This window comes from Paenibacillus sp. CB74, from assembly GCF_055687625.1.
This window is the reverse complement of record NZ_JBVMUS010000002.1, coordinates 126,585-147,105: the sequence shown is the minus strand read 5'-3', so window position 1 is coordinate 147,105 and position 20,521 is coordinate 126,585. Positions and strand designations below refer to the sequence as shown.

The window sequence follows — 20,521 nt, the reverse complement described above, 5'->3', positions numbered from 1 at the left end:
TAGTAATTTTGATGACTATAAAAGTAGCAAAATACGCCGATCTTGGAAGATAAGTACGGCGTATTATGTTATTGCACATAGTATTTTGAAATTCATTTGTTCCTTCTATCTATTGCTTCGGACATTGTTTTGTCTGTAAGATGAGCATATATTTGTGTCGTTTGTGGAGAGGCATGTCCTAGCTGAGATTGAGTTTTATATAAATCATTAGAGAGGTAATAATCTGTTGCGAAAGAATGCCTTAATTTGTGAACGGTCAGAAAGGGTTTTCCAAATGCTTTGGCGTATTTTATAATCATGTCCTGAATTGCTCTTTTAGACATTCTATTTCCTTCTGATTTCCCATTAGGTAGAGCCAGGAAGAATGCATTATCTTTCTTATTTTTATATTGATGAACGCGGATACTCAAATAGGTACGTAATGCCGGACAGACCTCTTTTCTGAAATTGACAGGGGTTTTGAAGGCTTCATCTGTCCCCCCTTTACGAAAGACGTAAACCGTATTTGTGGTCATATCTATGTCATTTAAATTCAAGTTCACAACTTCTGAAACCCGTAGTCCAGAATGTAAGATCAAACTAACAATACATGCATCACGTACTTTGTTTTGATAATATGAAACCAAAGCACGCTTTTTATCTCCTATAGCTGAAGGATAACCATTAGATATGAACTCGATAAATTCATCAATCTCATTATCTTGAAGTAGTTTACCGGACAAACGATTCGCTGTTTCCTCAGGTTTCTTCATTTTTTGTACCGGAATCTTAGCCATAACGTTTCGTTTAAGCAAAGGATATAAATTCTCATCTTCTGCAAATTGGCTTAGATAACTGAACAAAGAGCGGAGAGAAGAAATTCTTCTCGATATAGTTGATTTAGAAATGGGTAAGGAATCTTTCTTTTTACTAACATTCCTTATAGAGAGATAATGTTTGTACCCTGTGATTGATTCTAATGGAAGTCTTTCTAAAGTTTCAAGTGAAATGTCGCTAATCTTATCGGCCGAAGAAATACCCTCAGCGATTAGATAATTGAAGAAAATTTCGTAGTCTCGGATATACTCAAGTAGTGTTGTTGGGGATCTGTCCGGTAATTTATAGTTAATAAATTGATCGACATACCAAGGCATTAAAGGGAGTTTATCCATAAGTTCTAAATAGTCTAAATTTCTTTGAACCTGGGGCATAAAATTTTCACCTCATAATTTAAAGTTTAAATCTAAATGGAAATGTAAATAATAAAAATTAAGGATCATAATCATGCAGCATAAAACCTTTATTAAATATCTGGATTGACATAAAGTTACCCACCAGACTGGAGAATGACATATGTTGTGCTTCGTTAATAAAAGACAAAGGGCATAATTGCATGAAGGAGGGAACTTTGTGTCATTTTGGTAGGGAATGAGCCCGTTAATGTTAACGTATATAATATCAATTATATGCGGTAACATTTATCAAAAAAATATATCGGTCATGAATAATTCCCCAAGTGTATTTATTAATCTAATTTGAGTTAAAGTCTTGTTTATAGTATAACCCATTGATTTAATTCAATACAACTTACTATAGAAAATCTCGGGCTATTTTCTTGTCAGTTTCGGTAAATCCAGCTTTTATTTTTAGAAAATGAACTTGTAATTTCTTTACAAAGCCTTTGTGTCACATACCTATGACACAAAGGCTCTCACTTTCGAGGATGATGACACAAGATTGGCCACCGTTATAAGGAAGCTGAAATATTTAAAGCTGCTAACACTTTTGTCCAGCAACTGGCCTTCTATGTCTAACCAATAGTGTCTTCTGCTACTACATCACCAAACTCAAATCTTGGCGACATTCCTGCGGGGTTTTCTTCCATCCGGAATCCGCGATATGTTCTCTTTTTTCAAAAACAAGATCTGGAGATAGGACTTTTTCTGCAAACCATGCCTTCACTTGATACCGCAATTCATTTATTGAATGAAAGCGAGACCTTTCTTCAGTAAATACATAATTAAATAATTGACCACTTCCGATGCATACATAAACCACATCTTTGTAGTGGACCTCTCCAGACCGTAATTCTTCCGTGAATTTTAATTTGTTGTTTTCCAAGATTAACATCTCCTTTTTAAATAAAAGTGGAGTTCACCTACTTTCCCACTTATTATGTCCTTGGACAATAAAAATAATTACCCTTAACACCCATTGACCATCCACCATAAATTCGACCTAATTTAAACATGAGCAATACCGGCGCGGCCATAAGCTGAAGCTGACGCCCGGCAAGCGGTTGCTTCCTTCGATCAATAATTGGGAAAAAACCGCTGTGTATTGCGACTCACATTTGATTTTATGTATAGATTACGTCTAACAAGAGTTATGCGTAATTAAGTTTAGGCCTTTTTGTCTCTACTTATTAGTAGACGTCGTGACTCTTTGAACTCATCCATATTGACCATGGCGAGCAGGCAGTCGTGCTTAAGCTGTTTATAAAATAAGCCTCCGAACCGGCCGGAGGCTTATTTTTTCTGACTCATTCATTTTCTTGTGTTAACGTGCTGCTTAATCCCAACTCTTTTCTTGCCCATGCTTCAGGAAATGCTGGTGCATTGCCGAACTGTCTATTTCTCATATAGGTAAAAAGTTTTTCGAGCTTCTGTTTACCAACAGAAGATTTTGCACAATTCCTAGGTGTATCGTTATCCAAAGCGGGTATAGTTTTATCTAACCAATCGTGGTAATAATTATTAAAGTGTGACTGAACAGCTTGTGCCAACAATGTTTCTGATCCTTTTGTTTGTGCTACGCCTGTAATTTGAATATCAGCAAATTGTTTTAAATCGAATGGTTGCTCTTTCATTATTATTCCCCCCTCTTATAATCTTTATTTCCATAATAGATTATGAATATACTTACTAGGAGGATGAAAGAGTTATGCCCTTTGTCTTTAATTAACGGAGCAAATTTAGAACTTGGTTGGCAACTTTATGATGTCATTCTCCAGTCACGTGGGTAACTCTATGTCAACTCCAAAGCTAGTAGAACAACTTCTATCATACCTAAATTAATATTCGTTCTCATATACCATTCTTCATTGAGAATTACAAACACGAGGTTTATAATAAACAAATGATATAATGCAAATTTCAAGGGGGGTTGACCGAATGTTCTCAAGAAGAACCATTGTGGAAACATTTAATTTTGTTAAATTTTCAACGCATAAAGAGATCCAGCTGTTTGCTCTTACATATGAATTAGAAGATGTTGCTTCGGGTTCTTCTCTTCAAGACCGTACGAATAATATAGTCCAATACCTAATTGAGCCGACCACAGATCCAAAGCAAGTAACTGAAATTATCAAAGACCTGGTAAATAAAGAACTGCAGAATATGAAAATAGCAGATGAATATGATCGAAGTCATACATTATTCGAGGAAAAGCATGCAAAGCTACATTTAGCTTTAAGGCAAGATGGATTTAGTGTAGTGGATTATAAATTATTACGACAAATGCCTGAATCAATTAACGCAACCGGCAACCAAGATGAATTATTCACTTTACTTGATAAACATAACTTTTCAGTCTGCAGAGGACATCTTGAGCAAGCACTTAATGCTCATTCATTGGGAGACTGGGCAGCTGCTAATGCACAATTAAGAGCGTACACTGAGGGCTTATTTGATGGATTTGCGGATAAAATATTTGGAGCAACTGTAGCCGGGTACTCAAGTAATGCTAAAAGGGAATCATTAGGTAGAACGTCTCCTCCCTTGTTAGATCCTGCGTTTAATGAATTAGGTCAAGATGGAAAAAACTTTTCTAATGGTCTAATGAAAAGACTACACCCTCAAGGGGCACATGCAGGACTTTCAAACGAAGAAGATAGTACCTTTAGACTTCACTTGGTTGTTCTAACATCATCATATTATTTGAGAAAGTTTGATATGGGAATTTCGTCATAAATTCTATCAAAAAAACGAGCAGATCCAATAATCGGTCTGTTCGTCTTTTATTTTTAATTCTCAAGTTCATGAATAGACTATATGCTTTTTACTCGTGCAATGTATTTATACGAATCCTATCATTTTTTATCCAGTCAACCACTCCATTGCATTAGAAGGGAATTTTTCTTCTTTTATGAAAGCAACATCTTCATCCGTAAGTGCGTAATAATTGGGATTGTCTTTTATCAATCTGTTGGAGAATTGTTTCTTTATAAAACGAACAATAAAATAATGAGTATGACTTGTCTCAAATGTATGAATTATTGCAATAGCATCGCTTTTTGACTTAATATTTGCGATCTTCTGTTCTAATGATAGTGACGTTGTATACGTAAAATAATAACAGTTGTTTGTATCACGATAAAGAACGACAAAGCCTGGCTTGGGAATGGTGCGCTGTATTTTCAGTTTTCGTTTTTGTTCTCTTTTTTCTTGTTCCATTTGGAGATGTAACTCTTGTCTATCTATCAGTTCATGGTTATATTTTCTTATAAAATCATCGTCAATTTCTTCTGCAAATGAACGTATTTCATCAGATAAACTCAACATATCTTTTTTCGTCCACATTTGAGCACTACTTGATTTCCACCATTCATCCTGTTGTTGTGTTACTGCAATACCTTCCTGAAATGGCAGTAATACAACGTAACCCAAGTGCTTTTTGTTGTTATACCCCATATCATTAAACGTACGGATACTTTCCGAAATTCGTTGGCCAATGCTTTTGTTTTCCTCAAGCACTCTACTTAGTGCTTGATATAGTTCTTGCTTATCAATATTATCTCCGTCGAATACAATTTTTTTACGGTCAGCTAGCGACAAGAATACCTGTTTTAAATCTACTATGCTAATTCCAGTCATCTCTGAGAGTTCAGACCAATCGATACTTGGTTGATAAAAGCCTTCATGCATACAATACGCATTCAAAACTATGTACTCATTGTTAGTTATCCCGTATAGTAGATATGCCTTCGCTAGTGCCTGTGACAAATGGATATTATGTAATACTCGATACAAATGGACCCCTCCTACCCTATGTTGGAATTAACATTTTATAATAGCGCATATTAAAGTGCGAAAAGTCCAGCCCTCTTGATTAACGCTAGCTGTTCACCTTACCACTCTTGAAACATCCAGAGGTATTAATCCCTCTGAATGTATTTGTCTTTGTACTCATTCATAAAATTCTTGATTATCTCAGCTGCTGTTTCTTCCTCCATATTAAAGAATGTAGACTCATCTAGATCCTTAAAGATAACATGAATTAACTGATTGAATCTTAGATCTGGAAAGCAAAGCCAGCACTCCTGAAGCAGCGCCATAAAGGGAGGAATTCTATCTGGATTACGCATACAATAATCTCCAATCTCAATCATTTATCACTCTAATCAGCATGAAAGAACTTGCTCTAAAATTAACAGATAATTTAAAGCATTAGTCAACAATGATTCGTTACATGATGTAGACAGACAGTTACCTAAGACCATGCTATAATATTCCATACGAGGTTCAATTGATGTAGTGGAGTTGTGGTCACGGTTTGCCTTCGAAAGGAGGTGACGCTAATGACCACATTTCTTATTGTTGTAAATGTTCTCAAGGGGTGTGCAGCCTTAATCAACATAGGGCTAGGCATAAAGAAAATCTACTTCTTGATCAAACGACATAAGCGGCAAAACAAGAAAAAACCCACCGTTTAATTAGGTTCACCGCCTAACGGTAGGTTTTTTAGTCCACTGCTAACTGGCACTGCCGTGGCTATACATTACATCTTTTGGCACTCATGGGTCTTCACTGTTCCAGCAGTGAAGGCCTTTTTTTATGCTTTTTGCACAGTTTGTGCGTGGCGTGTGCATAAAATGTTGTATAGCATGTGTAATGTATATGTGTATTATACTACCCGTTAGGTTGATTATTCAATCTATAAGACCCTTTCGTGGTAAAAATATCATCTTGAGGATTTTACCTTGAGCTGAGTAAGGCCATAACCTTACAACAAAACCCGCCACCCTAAAAGCGGATCACGGTGTAATGTTTAGATATCCTCCATCACTGCAGCTAATCTTGCTCTTGTCGAATCCCAAAGATAATGGGGGTTATTTCGTTATGAAGCCTTGAGTCTAACCCTGTCCATCCTCGTAAGATTCTCGACATGCTATCTAACTCATCCCTATAAGTCTCTTTGGTGATCCGACCAGATATGAGCGTCCATCCTGCTTTAATAATTTTGTCCTGAATACTATCTCCCTCAGTGCGGCTATACTCTGAAGCCAGTTCATTAATTGCTTCTGCCACCAAAACAGGATACATAAGTCGTTGCTGTCTCAGCTCAAGCTCAGTGGTTTTTGGTCCAACAGAGTAGGTACTGAAATGGACTGCAGCATCTTTGAAAATGATCCCTCCCTCGGCTCGATAAAGATCCCGATACGAGCGTTCAGGGTCATTAAACAGTGCATACGGATGGAGCGTGACCAAGATGCAAGTTGTAACTTGGAATGTCCTCTCTTCAGTGAAGAAATCTCGCAAGATTGTTTCCGGAATTCTGCAATAGGTTCTAGTTCGATAGGAATCGTTGAACTTATGGAGCATGTTGTGTTGGTAGCGATATACGAAATCTTTAAGGTCTACATCACGGTATCGCCAGCGGGCTGTCCCTTTTGGTTTAATTGCATTAATTTCAAAATTTCTTGTCCAATTGCTGAGGTCCGTTGAATTAAGTTCTTTATTGAAAGTGGCCTGGTGCTGATTTAAGTAAGTGAGCGCTTCTTTACTTGTTAGCATGTACTCTTGCTCGGGAATATAAGTAAACATGGAGTGGAATCAACCTCCCTTCAAATTAATAACATTTTATTCCAAGTATATCACCTATCTATTCCCCTAGTAAGGGTATTTGTATCAAGTAACAAAGAAATAGAGGTTAACCACTGATAAATCAGTTGAAATATATTATTAAAAATACACATATCAAAAATATTGAGAATAATATGCCTGGTAATAGATGAATCAAAAAATCTCGCATTTTCCACCGTCCCTCCCTTAGTCTTAAGAACAGAATAAATATGATATATACCACCATTTAATCAATACTAACAAACCATATTATAATAGCAGTTCAGAATATCGAGTAATCAAAGGTGATAGTTAATAAGATTCACGGTAATACATTAGGGTCATTTTAACCAATAAAAAAAGCAACCGATCGAATGATCGGCTGCTGGATTACGTAAAGCAGAATGCTTTTGTGAACCTGTTGAATTAAGAACTTCCAATCTTGGTGTGTTCTCTCTTCTTGATTTTTTTATCAAGTACAATAATGAAAATTATCATTCCCACTATAAATGTGAACATAATCCCTGCTAGTATGTACAATGCATAACCATCACTCATAGCACACAAGGCTATAACGTTGCACATTACAAATAGGAAAATATATTCCCAAGGTTTTCGATTCATAATAAAACCATCCTCACTATTTAAATATTCTATTCAAGTATCAAAGCATCCCTAAAGGCCTGGTTGTTTTGAAGGAATGTTCTTTGAGCAAGTATTTTATCTATTGATTGTGACATTCCATAATAACTCTGTTTGCACTAAGCACGCTTAATTCCTTTTTAACTTCATACAATTACTTCATCGATACGTAATGTAAGGAGGGGTTGGCCATCTGCCACTAAACTAAATGGATATCCCATTTTCCAAAACCCCATTCTCTGTTTATTATATGTTTGCAACCATGTAAAGTATTTAATTCTGAATGAATAATAGTCGGAATCAAAGATAAGGCTGTCTCTTGATGGAATCATGGTAGTTCTGATCGAGAGTGAGCCAAAAATCTGCGGGTGCATTAAATACTTTAGCAAGTTTTTCTGCAAAATCTTGACTTACGGGTTCTTTACCATAAAAGTACTGTATCATCTTTTCATTGCTGTATCCCGTTCTGTCTAAAAGGTCATCCATCTTCATCTCATTATAAGCCAAATATGCAATTACGGTATCTCCTATTGGATTAGCTATTGTAGGTAAATTTTGATTTGTCATTGATTTCGTTCCCTTCGTGTATACAATCATCTTTTATTCTTAGGTGGCAGGATCAATATATAATTATCGAGCCCAACCATCAAGTTATTCGAAGCCAAGATTTTATGAAAACTATTTGATTGAATTTATTGCAGTTTTCTTGGCATCATTATAGTTTCCAAGTTGCGTGGCTATTGTGATACCCTGTGAATTATCTACTCTGAAAAAAGAAATGGATTCACCCATAACCTGGCTGTAAGCCTTGACTATATAGCACGACTCGTCTGATTTTGTGTGGAATACTAGCCAACGGTTTGCATTCTGCTTATGTACCTTAATCATTTGTATACTCTCCCCCTTAATGGAATTCTCATAGATTACTGAAAGAACGCAAAAAAGATGCAATCTTCAAAAATGATTAATCCCGCAAAATTAGTGGAATTGGTCCCAAGGACACGATTAATCACTCTTTGAAGAGGCATCTTAATTTAAATCTCTCGTCTGCGCTTGCATGAGAGTTCTATGAAAATATTTATAATAGACTCATTGTATCAGCCATGGAGACTTTTGAAAAGCTTGGGTACAGTTCTGATGGCACAAGTGCAGTGATTGACTCTGTTACATCAGTTTAAACTCCGGACTGCCTGTACTCTTTGTTCAAGTTCCCAGAGAGAGATTTTATACTTTTCTAAAGAAGATCTGTCTGTTAATGTACCCTCATTCAGTTCTTTTTCTCTTTCAGCTATATTCCGATTTTGTCTATCTATTAAACTCTCTAACCATCTTATTGTATTGACCTTCCCCATCTTATCAAATGAATATTTGTCAGCTTCTAGCTCAGCGTAGTGCACTTCTCCACGAGCAATTGATTCTTCTCTTCCGATGGATTCATATTCTACTAAATGATTTAGCTTAATATGACCCAGTTCATGATAAAAAGTGCTTAAGAGGAGATCTTTGTCCATCTTAATATCATGAAGAACAATGAAAGGTTTCTCCTGTAATTGATCACCATCAATAATTGTTGCCTCAACGAATCTGAATCTATCCATTCCAAAGGAAGATGTGAACTCTGGTGCATTCATGACAACAATATCTTCATACAAAAAGTATTTATATGGACGCCAATTACCATCTTTACCCCTAACAATCATTTCATTATCAAAGTTAAACATGGGTTCCATCTAAATCGCGCTCCTCTATCGAAATGTTATAAAATCGTATCTACTTTTGATAAGGTGCTTGCAGTTGCTACGGGAAGCATGCCTCGACTTATTTTATACTGCGATAGATTGTTTTACTATATAAAGCATGTTGAATTCGCTTCACCAGTAGAAAACCAGTAAAAAAAGCCACCCTGATGAATCAGTGACTTATAATAGAATTCAATATCGTATTGAGGGTTAAGTTGGTAGTAGCTAAGGCAGGCTATCGTAGTATTTAATCACAGATGCTTCCAGCGAGTTTCCCAGTTTCTGACTCAACCAGCCAACCAAAAAGAAACGAAAACAAACTTATAAAATAAATATATTAACAATGCCAATATCACTAAGATAAAATATATCCTATAATTACGTTCCATAAGTCACTCCCCCTGTTTCTGTGAGGTCTTTCATTTACAACTATCGGATGTCACCACTTCTGGTGTTACGTCTTTCCTTGACGTTCCGTGCGGTTTCTATCTTGATCCTCTTCATCCTCTGATCAAGAATAAGGTCTGCAAATTGAGTTAAGGCACCTATTGCCAAAATTGCTGAAACCGCCCATGTAGCGGTTGTTTTGTTTCCAGTACTAAGTGTTAATATATCAACTGCACTGTCAAAGTAATATACTGCTATATCAAGGATTCCTGAAAATATACCAAAGTACCACCCACCGACAACAAAAACTCCCACACTACCATAAGTAAGAAAGCTCTTATTCCATGTTATTTTAATAACCTCCAGTTCGAGCTTCAGAAGATACTTCAATTCTTCACATTGCTTGTACTTATTTTTGATCCGATACATTAATGGACATTATACCACCGAGGGATGTACGGCATATTACATTGGTAGTAGCTCAGGTGGCTTTCCTATTCCCGAGTAATTGAGCATTCGAGTTATGTTAGTGCGTATGGAGTATGCAACTCGCATATAGTCGAACAATAGTGCAGATATATGTTGTTCTTCACTGAATACATATCCATTGATCAACTCAGCTTTATGATGCCTTGAGGCTATTCTGTGATTACCATCAACTGCCCATTGTTCAAGCTCTTGGCCCCCCTGGTACTTGATTATGTATACAGGATCATCGTTGGATTCGGCATGTGCAAGAACTTCTTCTGTTAGTTCTTCAATGTTGATATGCTTCATTAGATCTTTTATGCTATAGCCCACAGTTTTCATCTCACCACTAGCGACAATCTGATCGAAAACGGGAATACTCCAGGTGAATTGGATGCTTCCAATGCCAGATGGGTGAATTCGACTATAAGTTTGAGCACCATAGCGATGTATTGGGTTAACCATAATTGATGAAGATGCAGCATGCTCTAATGCATCATACATATTCTTAAATATGATTTTATTATTCGGAAATTGAATTAATTGGATGTTCTTTTCAAACACTTGTACTTGCTTTTTTACTATTTTAAGCGTGTTGATTTGAAAGAAATGAAGTTCCTCGATGGAGAACGCAATATCTTCTTTAAGCGGTTTATTCATGTGACACTGTTTATACTTTTTGCCACTACTACAAGGACATAGTTCATTTCTTCCAATCATCCCTGGTTGCCTCCCTTAAAATCCTTTGTAGTCTAACACTAGCATATTATCGGATAATTCGCCTATGGAGCTTAACCTAGAAGAAAAATAAAAATCTTCCGGTCAATTTGTATAACCAGTACAAACAAACTACGACCAGGAATAATCCGATAATTAAACTACCATTGATTACAGCTTTCCAATTATACGGTCCTTCACCTTCAGCCCCCTTAACAAAACCTAAAGATATTAGAGCAACTCCTACAACAAAACCTATTTGTGAAAGTATACCTATTATGCCAGCTACCATGTTGCCAACCTCCGATGTGCCCGAACGGGTTTATTGTATGTACTCGGTCCTATTGGTCTCCCAAAGAACAGGCTAACTTGTATCGACCCTCATATTCATCACAAGACCTTCACCTCCCGCCGGTGCGTCATATGGAACAATATCACACATCTATGCCTATACAAGCTTATAGCTTCAATTAACAATTTTTAAAGAGTGTATCAATTCACTGGTATCTTCAAGGTGACTTCGGTTATATTTGGATCATTCTTTAGAAAAATTCGAATAACAGAAGTTATGGATTGTAACAAAGCTTGTATATATGCGATTCCAAGTAAAGCACAGTAAATCCACGTTAGCTCAAGTAGATTAACATACTTAATTAAAATGAAAGCGTAGGAAAAAAGGAATATTAACTTCAGAAGATTTTCTATCTTTAGATTCGATGTGAATAATTTAAAAGCGGAAAATGAAATGTATGGTATTGAAACAAAACCTATCTGAAGTATTCTCTGGTTAACATCATGTTGATTTGATAAAAATAAATAACATGGAACGATAACCAACCAAGCAAAAAACATAATGTTCATGAGTGTATCATCAATTTTGTTTAATGTAGAAAATAAACCTTTCATCTTAAGCCCTCCAGGGTTTACTGAAATCCTTCAATTTCTGATAAATAAAGTGTAACTCTATAAGAGATTCCATAGCCCTTGAGCTGGGCTTGACTCAAGATGTTAATCACCCTATACTGTATGTTACCTTTCCGGAAGAATCAGTTTAATTCCTTTCCCCTTTCCATGTGACCATTCCCAGTAGTGAATATGCTTAATAATCATTTCCAGATCTCTATCCTGTAGTTCTCTAGTAACTTTTCCATAGAACAATTGAGCCATGTGATAAAAGCCTTCCGCTAACGATTGACATACATTATTCCCTCTCATTGAATTACGATGCGATGATATCATTAGAGCATCTCCAACTTGATTCATTTGCTTATTACTTAGGTCTAGCCCTTGGAGAACCAAAAGCTCTCTTGCACGTGATAAGGAATCATATTCTCTTGATCTTATATACCACCTAATTGACAAAATAGTCAGTATCACAAGGGATAAAAATATAGAGAACGATATGAAGACAAGCTTTACTGCTTGAGCTGCCTCGGCAGCAGTAACTTTGTCTTGATTTAAACCAGTGGACAGAATGGTGTTTAGCATTAGATCTGTCATTACAAGCCTCCTAATAAAAAAAATAATGTACCAAAGTGTTTCTGTTCGCAATGAAAGTATTAGTTTTAACATGAAAAATCAAACAAGCTACGATTTTTCGAAAATCTAACATGAGTGGTATTCTCCCTCTCCTTCCTTAACTGTTCTTTCTGATTGTCCCTACATTTTCAGGAAGCACCCTCAATATATAATTATCGAGTCGAGTCTTCAAGTTTCGAGATAGAGTGGTGCTTTGTAATCACCTATCCCCCTGTGAACTACAGCGATAGATGCTACAGTGATTAGTTTACCGATTGCAGAAACTTCTACTTTGTAGCACTTAGGTACCTCAAATAAGGGTGTATTTTGAACGTGTTAATCATCAGAGTGGACCCTAAACAAACTAGTGTAACTCTCTATAGATAAGCTGGTCTATTTGTGTTGTGCATATAACCTTTAAAGATGGATGTAAAGAAAGAAGCCGCTACAATAGCGGCTTCTTTGTCATTAGATATTAGATTAGCAATTTACCATAAATTAATTAAAAGGATCAGGGGAGAGAAGCAATCATTATGGTTAAATCAGACAATCATTTGCATCAAATTCATCAATCGTCGAACCGTCTAATGCAATAAGCTTATATCCAAGCAACTTGTTGTCTTTTCTCCAACTGTCTAGGATGGGTTGAAGCTCTGCAATGCTTTCATATCGATACTGAACATAGTCAGTCTGATAATCTTTGACTTCAACTTCAAGAGTCAGTTTCGTTACAGGCTGATTATCCTTATCAAACTCACCAATAAATGTGTCATCGCCGTCAAAGATTTTGTAGCCGATCAATTGTTTCTTGACTCGCCAAGGGCTCACAATATCCTCAATCTCCATTTTGCTTTTAATTCTATAAGAGATACAGTCAATTATGTAGTTTTCTACTTCAACTTCGAGTCTCAATTATATCATTCATAATCCGTTTCACTAGGAGGATAATCATGAAAACACTATCGAACGTAAGAACCGTTTTGAACGATGTCAGGAACAAAAGAGACAGAAAGCATTTCAGAAAAATTCTTGTCTTCATCCAACATACCTACCAACCTCGTGCTGACAAGAATGGTAAGTATGGAAAATGGGGGATCGACGCAAAAATTCGGTCGACATTCAAACCAAGATGGGCTGAGCCAGTCACATCAGTTAAGTTTTGGGGGAAATAGACAGAGAGGAGCCCGATCGGGCTCCTCCTTTTTTTATTTTTATGAGTGTTGGCTATTTCTTAGTTATGTTTCTTATCTGAGAAATTTACAAACAACCACAACACATCTGCTGCTAATAGTGTGGGGAGTAAGAATGTTAGAATAGCAGGATTTGTGAGAAGAGCAATACCAAAAAGAACAACGGCCGTAGCTCCTACAATATTTTTCGTTGTTTGGATGGCCTTCTTCACATTTTTCACTGTCAGCTCACCATACTGCTTAGCTTTAGAATCAATTTCTTTGATATAAGTGGAAACCGTCTGTGGTATACCAATCCCTGTCCCCACTACTCTTTCAAGGATATCTCCCTTTAGAAGTACATAAGCAATTGCAGTTGTAAGAGACTCAACAGATCGTGAAGGCATACTTCTCAGATAATTCAAACGTTCTTCCTCTGTTCTAAGAAACATCAGGTCACGGATCGGTTTAGGGATCTGTAATTTTGTTCTCGCATTTTGTAGTGCATTTTTCCATTTGAATTTCGACGCCGGCTTTTCAATACTATTGTCTATTTCATGCTGACTTACTGAAATACTTGTGCCATCTCCAAGATCAACAGTGTAGCCATCCTGTGTCTTAGCTACCTCATATTTTCCCATTACAACCTCCGGACAATTTTTATACGTACCTGCCTACAATAATAATTGAATATCTTTCATATTACTGGATGATGTCTGTAGTCGATTGAGTAATATAAGTAAGTTTTCTGGATCTGGTAAAGTGCTTATAAAATTTTTTACCGTAGGGAAAAAAATAATGGAGAGGTTTCATATTTTTTAAGATACGGTACCTGGTATTGGCCATTTTATTTCGTTTATCTTGATAATCTTTGTATGCAGCGTCTCTTTCATCGGATGTCATAGTGAGTAGGGCGAATTCATCAGACGTGTACAGTTTAACATGTAACTTTTCATTCTTTTTGATTTGACGTTTCTTCATAATAGCAACCCATCCTTATTGATTTATTGGGGAATCGTCTAAGCGCGATCCAATACTCTTTCCAGCAATAAGACAATGCTTGTGCGTGTCCAGGTTCTTGTCTACAAGCGTATACACTGAATTGTTAGATTGTATACATCTTTTTACTATAATTGATTACGCATGTAATTAGAGGCTCGCAATATTCCCTGTCATTTGAAGGCACATAACCGAATCCTAACGAAGTATTTCATAATGAGATTTGAATTATGGTTTTAAATTACCTTGCTTAACAGGTTGATTTAGCTTTTTGTTTGTACTTGCTTGCGTATTTTTCCTATATCGTTTAAAAATGAAATACCCAACGATGACTAATAGAATAGGTAGCCCATACTTTAAAAAAATATATGAAATAAACAAAAAGAATAAGGCAATTAGGCTGGACATATCGATCATGGGTTAGCTCCTCTTTTTAGTTTTTATTGGTGCTTAACAATTTCTTCAGATCGTTCCCCCACTTCAATAGATATAGAAGCGATCCAAATAATAGGTTTATTAACAGGCCCAGCAGCAGACCTAACAAAAACAGAGATGAGCTTAGATTTCTTTCAAGTTCAATCTGAGAAGCACTCGGTTTTCTGCTGAGCAGAAATTTCAGTAATCGATTTAGTGCAATGAAAAGATTGAAGATCATGTAAGTAACCATTACGCTTTGTAGAATGTTCAATGCAAATCTCCTCCTCCTAGTTGTCACAGAATAATAAAAGAAAAAAGCACGTAGATATCCAGTGGATAAATGCGTGCTTCGCATGATTATGATTATAATATTTAGACTTTCATATGGTCCTATAAGTTCGGAATGCACCAATCCCATAGTTCCCCATTCGTCTTTTTAACCGTCAAATCTTTCCCTTGAGTATACATTATTTATATATTTTTCTGAATGATCAGTCAACTTTATAGCACATTGTATTCAATGGAGACCCCTGTCTATAAGTACTCTATGTCTTGAGGTGAAGGGAAAAGTTGAAAGGTAAGATATTTGACTAGCACAGTCACTTAAACTTTATGGAATCCAGATACTCAGCATAGTCATCCCAATGCATAACTCTAGTGCTGATTCCCAGCTGCTCATAGATAAACTGCGATCGATCCCTGAATTTGTTATCCCTTGTTACAAAGAGGTGAGTACCTGCAGCATATTTCATGTGCTCATTGTCGTGTGCGCTGCTTCGTCTCGTACGTACTTCATTGTCAGTTTTGTACCCTATGTCATCTAAAGCTTTTACCAAAGCGTGTATGGCCTGGGAAACATAAGAATAGTTTTTTATACGTCCTAACTTATCTAGCATCTCTTTTCTTTCAAAACGCTCACATGCACTAATGACCCATGGATGAGCTGCGACCCTTGTATCGTTTAATTTTCTTGTGTGGTCGTTGTCTTTGTGTTCAGGATAAAATACTTCCCGCGTTTCGGTTTGCAACATACGGAGGTTTTCAACATCTCGAGCGATTTCGGGATTTTTGAGTACCCTTGCCAAACCGAGTTCCGGATCTTCATATGCGAGACTTAATTCATTTCCATTGAAGTTAGAAATAAATAATGAAGAGGTAACCGTCCGAATTGTATTCAGAACATGCTCTTCTTGATTGTGGTCATTCATTCGGTTTATTTCTTCTAGATGAGAAGGACTATACACATATTGAATTTCTGCGTATCCTGGAGATATTCGTTTATTGATCTCGATGTGTTCTATCTTATGGTTACTTATCCAATACATTTTGATCTAAGTAGACAAGCAGCTTATGTTTTTGTGTATAGGGGGAACGGACGAAGTCCCTTGAATGAAGCTCAAACGAATGATTATGCCGAGAAACCTCATCAGAAGCTTTAAAAATATTCACCAGGTGCTTTTGTTGTCTTACCCAAGTGGAATCTCCCTTTTTTTCAAGAAAGCTACCCACTAGTCGCCTGTTCTCGAGATAAGTCAAACAGGCATCACAATCCAGGCAAAGTTGATCATCCTCGATTAGATTCAATTTTTCATAAGTTTCGATAGACACAATAAGTGCATATAGCTCGGGCTGTCGTCCATCTGTAACAATGATGTCAATCGCTTCAGCAAAAAGTTCCCCCGAAATTTTAAAATGATTACAACTCTGCATGGGTATACCTCCAATTATGTACAAGCATGTGAGCAATGATTAATTCTATGATGCATTTTTCTATATTCCCGGAAGATTTGATCCGTACACACTTAATGGTACTCCAGGTTGAATCAAAGGTAAAACGAAAAGCCGCCAATTTAGCGACTTTGAGGTTGAACGAGTTATGTGATTTATGTATATTTTGAATCAAACGTTCCAACTAGTTCATATCATTTGTAGTTGGCCTTATAGTAATCTGTCCAGTCTAACTTCTCAAGAATATAGTCTCCTACCTCTTTGCTGAGAGTTGCATTAACCATCGAATCATGGATGCCCTTCAGGGCTTTCCGATCAACCCCAGCACCTTTTCCTTTACCTGGTTTATTACTTGATTGTTTTGTCATCAGCTCATCTCCTTAAATGTTAAATCTCTGTTATAAACTACTCAAATCGATCCTGTAAATCCCTCCCTTGACAGCCGATGAAAACTATAGAATATATGTCTGTTCCCTTCTAGGGGACAAGAATAGCTCTGAAATTCAGTCATTATTTTGATTCAGCATCAGTTATACTAAACAGTTTTTCTCAATTTATAGAGGCTACGCTCTGCTACTTTATTTACCAAATATTAGGATGAAACCTGCTGCTGTATTGCTGCGTAATTGTTCTTTATGGATCACAGGGAGGATGATAACTTGGTAAAATCTTTATTTAATCAGCAAATGATTGATTTTATTAAACGCTCAGATATAGAAATCTGTTATCCGGAGGTTATTCCGGTTGAACAACATTCAGATGGGACATACACTATTACAAATTCTTTGCCCCAAGTGTACAGCTCAACTGCGACCATTGAAGATAATTTCTCAATAAAAATCTTAATTTTGTTTAGCATCATAGATACCCACGTAGAGAGATTATATCCGGAGTTGGAAGGTAAGAACTTTTTGAGGAAGCTTTCAATATTAGAGAAAAATAGATCTCTTGACGGTCGGGTGCTCCATGAATCTTTCCGGTTATATAAACTGCTGCGTAATGCGACAGTTCACAATGCATCTAGAATCAATATAAACGATGCTGGTGACGTAAAGATTCAATATACGTTCAATGGAACGGAGTATGAGATGGAGATCACGTCAGCTGGGTTAGGGTATCTAAACACTTTACTTTACGATCTAATTGACCCATTTGAGAGGCGATCCACCACTTATGCCACTACTTTCCGGTTGTCATTACTTTCAATGGTTAGGACCGGCATCCCTAAGTTTAAAGACGAAAAGGGCAACCTAGAGGACCTGCCCAAGAGGGATACCGTATCATTAGCGATAGGAAGAAGATATCGACCAGATGAGACGCATGTTGTACGTAGGGGGAATCTTGTGGTGGTGAAGAATCCTTACTCCCCTAATCCATCAATTGCAAGTTTTAGTGGGGTTGATTATACGTTTACTTTTGATGGACAAGCTTACTTTGTTCCCAGTGAAGCTTCGGATAAACACACAGTACCCCTAGAGAAGTTGAAAGATTGGCAGATATACTGAAATAAAATAGAGCCAGGACAAGCAGTTGAGACTAACGGCTTATTCTGGCTCTAAACTATGCTATGAGATTTTAGTTCGTTTCTGCGTCTTCCCTAACAGGAATACAGTTCCAAAGATAAGATTCACCAGAAAATGATACAGAACAATCAGAAATATTTTTGCATCGTGACCCAAACGGTTGATGAATACAGGTGGATCAACCGGTACTTTTTTCTTTTCAGAGAAAAACATAAAAAGTTCGTAAATTGCAATGAATCCATTAAGTATGAAATAGGCGGTAGTAACGTTTTGCATGAGTACTATATTCCCTCCCAAAAGCAATGATCTTCTTTCTTATCTTGCCTTAGAAATACTACAGTATGGTTATCTTCCATAATTATAACTTCGAAAGTATCGTCTGTAGTAATCTCCCCCAACTGTTTGCCTACTGGACTGTCAATGTAAGGAGAAATCCAGTCCCAGAATAGTTGGACTTCCCGACTATAGTTTTTAAAGTTAGATTGCGTATGGATATGATATCTGGTGTCGGTATTGTTTACTTCAGCACAGCTTTCAATATTGATGCTGGAAGAAGTGCTGTCAAATATTTCTTTCCATCGGGGACACTTGAAAAGGCTGTGTTCTGGTAGAGCTGGAATGTCAGATTCTTCATTAGCAATATACTGTAATAAATCGATTATCTCAGTGGGTGTCGTGCATTTTAAATGAAAATTGGTTTTCAACTCAGTATAATCTCCCAATTAGAAAAACCTCCATATGTAGTTTAACGAAGCCAAAAGTATTTTTTTCCAGTGTAACTCTTTTTATAAGGGTAAAAGATCCATTCGATCCCTTTTTGGATAGCGTATACAATGGATAAAGAAATAATAAAAATGAGTATAAGTAATACCTTTTTCCCGATATTAAATCTCAGAAACCAATCTGATAGCATCAAACCTATGTCCATATATGATCTGATCCCCTTCCCCTTCAACCCTAAGTATGCAATCGGAAACTTTCGTTATAATGTTGCCGGCAGCAAGTTAACTCCGGTTACTCTGCTGTGGTTCTCTCTTCTTCAGTCTTTCCACCTCATCCATATCTGTACCTTCTGGATACAAAGCTGTTAACGGTACGTACGACATATCGCCACCGTAGCCCTTCACCCAGTACCCTAGTCCATCATCACTTTTAGTTACGTGTTGATATTTTTTAGATTTTGTTTTATTTGGCACTTTCGTTTTAGAAGTTGGAGTTGGTTTAGAAGTGTTCTGATGCGGACCTCCAGACATAACAATGAAGAATAATCGTAAAGCCTGAATGAATAGAACTATAATAAATAGTCCAAGCATTATCTTAAATAGGTTTATTTCTTCGAACCGCTGCAACATACTATAAACTAAATTATGTAGTTCAGGATCGATAGATGTAATAGATCGTGATTCAGAATATCCTGCTTCACCTTGGAGATGCGCTAACAAAGGATCTGATGATAATAAACGAGTATAATTGTTCACTGATTTCTCCTTTTTCAATTAAATCAAAATGATGTGGCTGACTGGCTTTGTTTGCAACAACAATATATAATTATCGAGGCCAAGCAGCAACTTTCGGCGGGAATAGTTTATAACTTGCAAAAAAGCAGCATTCACAACTTAATGTGAATGCTGCTTCCTTTAGGTTGAGTTGCAGTTTAGTCTCTTTCGTTTTTATGGTGTTTCTTAGAAGATTCCGCGGGAAGAGAAAACAGTTGTTGGATCTCTCGTCATTTCCACATTTTTTTAATTAGGTCTAGATATCGCATCGTCATTGTAAGGTCCCCATGGTCTGTATGAATCTGCTCAAGTGTTCTTATAAACTCTCCAACAAAAGTATCAAATTTCAATAGTTGCATTATGTCCTGAATCTCAATGTACATCATGACATCATATCTTGGATTCCATACAGCAAGTCTTGAAATTTGGGATGTAAATCCTGGGGTTAGTTGACCCAAAATATAATATGTAAGAAGTTGATGCCAAGGATAACTTTCGAATGATAGCCTGGAGTTAACCTTAATGTCTATTAGGGTCTGGTCTATGATGAGGTCCGCGTCAGCTCCTCCAACGAGGTAAGATATTTCTAAACCAAATGTCGGACGGGATATGAATGTGGATTCTCCAATGAATGACTGAGAGGTATCATGTGTTATTTTGATCAGTGACTCCATATCTTGAAAGTCATCGTCTTGAATAGAAAGTAAATCATCAATGTCTAAGCCTGATCGATAGGCTTGATCGATCTTACCGCAAACAATGCTTTGTTCTGTCATATCATGGTCCCATGCTTTTTGGCCTCTAACATAGAGTCCCTGATTTAGTACAGTGTCCATCTGAAAATTGAGTGGTAAATCTAGGGTCTCTTCAAGATCAAGAGGTTCTACTACGTCCTGC

General features: G+C 36.8%; 23 protein-coding genes. 2 read left to right on the top strand and 21 right to left on the bottom strand.

The window, feature by feature from the left end:
* Window positions 1-92 precede the first annotated feature (92 nt).
* From xerS to ACX9NY_RS30990, 3 genes are all read right to left on the bottom strand, one after another.
* Window positions 93-1,190 carry a tyrosine recombinase XerS gene (gene xerS / locus ACX9NY_RS31000; RefSeq protein ID WP_472480142.1) on the bottom strand — a complete coding sequence of 366 codons (1,098 nt, stop codon included), beginning with the start codon at window positions 1,188-1,190 and terminating at the stop codon, window positions 93-95.
* A gap of 622 nt (window positions 1,191-1,812) precedes the next feature.
* Entirely contained in the window at window positions 1,813-2,100 is a 288-nt protein-coding gene (locus ACX9NY_RS30995) for a hypothetical protein (protein WP_472480140.1), read from the bottom strand.
* 421 nt (window positions 2,101-2,521) lie between these two features.
* Window positions 2,522-2,848, bottom strand: a complete 327-nt coding sequence (locus ACX9NY_RS30990) for a hypothetical protein (RefSeq protein ID WP_472480138.1) — start codon at window positions 2,846-2,848, stop codon at window positions 2,522-2,524.
* A gap of 304 nt (window positions 2,849-3,152) precedes the next feature.
* Between ACX9NY_RS30990 and ACX9NY_RS30985 the strand changes: the two genes are divergently transcribed.
* Window positions 3,153-3,950 (top strand): hypothetical protein, encoded by a 798-nt coding sequence (locus ACX9NY_RS30985; RefSeq protein ID WP_472480137.1) that lies wholly within the window; start codon window positions 3,153-3,155, stop codon window positions 3,948-3,950.
* Between the two features lie 126 nt (window positions 3,951-4,076).
* On the opposite strand, the gene ACX9NY_RS30980 is transcribed toward ACX9NY_RS30985, so the two are convergent.
* The 15 genes from ACX9NY_RS30980 to ACX9NY_RS30910 all read right to left on the bottom strand — a co-directional run bounded on the left by ACX9NY_RS30980 (window position 4,077) and on the right by ACX9NY_RS30910 (window position 16,973).
* On the bottom strand, window positions 4,077-5,009 hold the full coding sequence (locus tag ACX9NY_RS30980) for a hypothetical protein (protein WP_472480135.1): 933 nt from the start codon (window positions 5,007-5,009) through the stop codon (window positions 4,077-4,079).
* Between the two features lie 125 nt (window positions 5,010-5,134).
* Window positions 5,135-5,344, bottom strand: a complete 210-nt coding sequence (locus tag ACX9NY_RS30975) for a hypothetical protein (protein WP_472480133.1) — start codon at window positions 5,342-5,344, stop codon at window positions 5,135-5,137.
* Between the two features lie 706 nt (window positions 5,345-6,050).
* Window positions 6,051-6,803 (bottom strand): hypothetical protein, encoded by a 753-nt coding sequence (locus tag ACX9NY_RS30970; RefSeq protein ID WP_472480131.1) that lies wholly within the window; start codon window positions 6,801-6,803, stop codon window positions 6,051-6,053.
* 960 nt (window positions 6,804-7,763) lie between these two features.
* Entirely contained in the window at window positions 7,764-8,030 is a 267-nt protein-coding gene (locus ACX9NY_RS30965) for a helix-turn-helix transcriptional regulator (protein WP_472480129.1), read from the bottom strand.
* A gap of 602 nt (window positions 8,031-8,632) precedes the next feature.
* Window positions 8,633-9,193: a hypothetical protein gene (locus ACX9NY_RS30960; protein ID WP_472480127.1), complete on the bottom strand. Its 561-nt coding sequence runs from the start codon at window positions 9,191-9,193 to the stop codon at window positions 8,633-8,635.
* 438 nt (window positions 9,194-9,631) lie between these two features.
* Entirely contained in the window at window positions 9,632-10,018 is a 387-nt protein-coding gene (locus tag ACX9NY_RS30955) for a hypothetical protein (protein WP_472480125.1), read from the bottom strand.
* A gap of 36 nt (window positions 10,019-10,054) precedes the next feature.
* Window positions 10,055-10,777: an SEC-C domain-containing protein gene (locus ACX9NY_RS30950; RefSeq protein WP_472480123.1), complete on the bottom strand. Its 723-nt coding sequence runs from the start codon at window positions 10,775-10,777 to the stop codon at window positions 10,055-10,057.
* A gap of 76 nt (window positions 10,778-10,853) precedes the next feature.
* Window positions 10,854-11,066, bottom strand: a complete 213-nt coding sequence (locus tag ACX9NY_RS30945; RefSeq protein WP_472480121.1) for a hypothetical protein — start codon at window positions 11,064-11,066, stop codon at window positions 10,854-10,856.
* Between the two features lie 737 nt (window positions 11,067-11,803).
* Window positions 11,804-12,274, bottom strand: a complete 471-nt coding sequence (locus tag ACX9NY_RS30940) for a hypothetical protein (RefSeq protein ID WP_472480119.1) — start codon at window positions 12,272-12,274, stop codon at window positions 11,804-11,806.
* A gap of 555 nt (window positions 12,275-12,829) precedes the next feature.
* Complete coding sequence (locus ACX9NY_RS30935; protein WP_472480118.1) at window positions 12,830-13,120, bottom strand: hypothetical protein; 291 nt, start codon at window positions 13,118-13,120, stop codon at window positions 12,830-12,832.
* 403 nt (window positions 13,121-13,523) lie between these two features.
* The gene (locus ACX9NY_RS30930; protein ID WP_472480116.1) at window positions 13,524-14,102 is read right to left on the bottom strand and encodes a hypothetical protein; all 579 of its coding nucleotides are present in this window, start codon (window positions 14,100-14,102) and stop codon (window positions 13,524-13,526) included.
* A gap of 791 nt (window positions 14,103-14,893) precedes the next feature.
* Window positions 14,894-15,148, bottom strand: coding sequence for a hypothetical protein (locus tag ACX9NY_RS30925; protein WP_472480114.1), 255 nt, complete (start codon window positions 15,146-15,148; stop codon window positions 14,894-14,896).
* A gap of 328 nt (window positions 15,149-15,476) precedes the next feature.
* Window positions 15,477-16,085, bottom strand: a complete 609-nt coding sequence (locus ACX9NY_RS30920; protein WP_472480112.1) for a hypothetical protein — start codon at window positions 16,083-16,085, stop codon at window positions 15,477-15,479.
* A gap of 100 nt (window positions 16,086-16,185) precedes the next feature.
* Window positions 16,186-16,587 (bottom strand): hypothetical protein, encoded by a 402-nt coding sequence (locus ACX9NY_RS30915; protein ID WP_472480110.1) that lies wholly within the window; start codon window positions 16,585-16,587, stop codon window positions 16,186-16,188.
* Window positions 16,588-16,799: 212 nt separating this feature from the next.
* A complete protein-coding gene (locus ACX9NY_RS30910; RefSeq protein WP_472480108.1) occupies window positions 16,800-16,973 on the bottom strand; it encodes a hypothetical protein in 174 nt (57 codons plus the stop codon).
* A 291-nt stretch (window positions 16,974-17,264) separates the two neighbouring features.
* Between ACX9NY_RS30910 and ACX9NY_RS30905 the strand changes: the two genes are divergently transcribed.
* Window positions 17,265-18,110 (top strand): hypothetical protein, encoded by an 846-nt coding sequence (locus tag ACX9NY_RS30905; RefSeq protein WP_472480106.1) that lies wholly within the window; start codon window positions 17,265-17,267, stop codon window positions 18,108-18,110.
* A 299-nt stretch (window positions 18,111-18,409) separates the two neighbouring features.
* Here ACX9NY_RS30905 and ACX9NY_RS30900 read toward each other — a convergent pair whose 3' ends face one another.
* The 3 genes from ACX9NY_RS30900 to ACX9NY_RS30890 form a co-directional block, all read right to left on the bottom strand.
* Window positions 18,410-18,850, bottom strand: coding sequence for a hypothetical protein (locus ACX9NY_RS30900; protein WP_472480104.1), 441 nt, complete (start codon window positions 18,848-18,850; stop codon window positions 18,410-18,412).
* A 282-nt stretch (window positions 18,851-19,132) separates the two neighbouring features.
* Entirely contained in the window at window positions 19,133-19,606 is a 474-nt protein-coding gene (locus tag ACX9NY_RS30895) for a hypothetical protein (RefSeq protein WP_472480102.1), read from the bottom strand.
* 248 nt (window positions 19,607-19,854) lie between these two features.
* Complete coding sequence (locus ACX9NY_RS30890) at window positions 19,855-20,400, bottom strand: hypothetical protein (RefSeq protein ID WP_472480100.1); 546 nt, start codon at window positions 20,398-20,400, stop codon at window positions 19,855-19,857.
* Between the last annotated feature and the right edge of the window lie 121 nt (window positions 20,401-20,521).

Excerpts from the sequence above, each read along its gene's own strand:
- ACX9NY_RS30960 (WP_472480127.1), bottom strand. The coding sequence starts at position 9,193 with ATGGAACCCATGTTTAACTTTGATAATGAAATGATTGTTAGGGGTAAA.
- ACX9NY_RS30970 (WP_472480131.1), bottom strand. The coding sequence starts at position 6,803 with ATGTTTACTTATATTCCCGAGCAAGAGTACATGCTAACAAGTAAAGAA.
- ACX9NY_RS30910 (WP_472480108.1), bottom strand. The coding sequence starts at position 16,973 with ATGACAAAACAATCAAGTAATAAACCAGGTAAAGGAAAAGGTGCTGGG.
- ACX9NY_RS30920 (WP_472480112.1), bottom strand. The coding sequence starts at position 16,085 with ATGAATGACCACAATCAAGAAGAGCATGTTCTGAATACAATTCGGACG.
- ACX9NY_RS30985 (WP_472480137.1), top strand. The coding sequence starts at position 3,153 with ATGTTCTCAAGAAGAACCATTGTGGAAACATTTAATTTTGTTAAATTT.
- ACX9NY_RS30930 (WP_472480116.1), bottom strand. The coding sequence starts at position 14,102 with ATGGGAAAATATGAGGTAGCTAAGACACAGGATGGCTACACTGTTGAT.
- ACX9NY_RS30940 (WP_472480119.1), bottom strand. The coding sequence starts at position 12,274 with ATGACAGATCTAATGCTAAACACCATTCTGTCCACTGGTTTAAATCAA.
- xerS (WP_472480142.1), bottom strand. The coding sequence starts at position 1,190 with ATGCCCCAGGTTCAAAGAAATTTAGACTATTTAGAACTTATGGATAAA.
- ACX9NY_RS30990 (WP_472480138.1), bottom strand. The coding sequence starts at position 2,848 with ATGAAAGAGCAACCATTCGATTTAAAACAATTTGCTGATATTCAAATT.
- ACX9NY_RS30915 (WP_472480110.1), bottom strand. The coding sequence starts at position 16,587 with ATGCAGAGTTGTAATCATTTTAAAATTTCGGGGGAACTTTTTGCTGAA.
- ACX9NY_RS30975 (WP_472480133.1), bottom strand. The coding sequence starts at position 5,344 with ATGCGTAATCCAGATAGAATTCCTCCCTTTATGGCGCTGCTTCAGGAG.
- ACX9NY_RS30965 (WP_472480129.1), bottom strand. The coding sequence starts at position 8,030 with ATGACAAATCAAAATTTACCTACAATAGCTAATCCAATAGGAGATACC.
- ACX9NY_RS30890 (WP_472480100.1), bottom strand. The coding sequence starts at position 20,400 with ATGACAGAACAAAGCATTGTTTGCGGTAAGATCGATCAAGCCTATCGA.
- ACX9NY_RS30945 (WP_472480121.1), bottom strand. The coding sequence starts at position 11,066 with ATGGTAGCTGGCATAATAGGTATACTTTCACAAATAGGTTTTGTTGTA.
- ACX9NY_RS30955 (WP_472480125.1), bottom strand. The coding sequence starts at position 10,018 with ATGTATCGGATCAAAAATAAGTACAAGCAATGTGAAGAATTGAAGTAT.
- ACX9NY_RS30950 (WP_472480123.1), bottom strand. The coding sequence starts at position 10,777 with ATGATTGGAAGAAATGAACTATGTCCTTGTAGTAGTGGCAAAAAGTAT.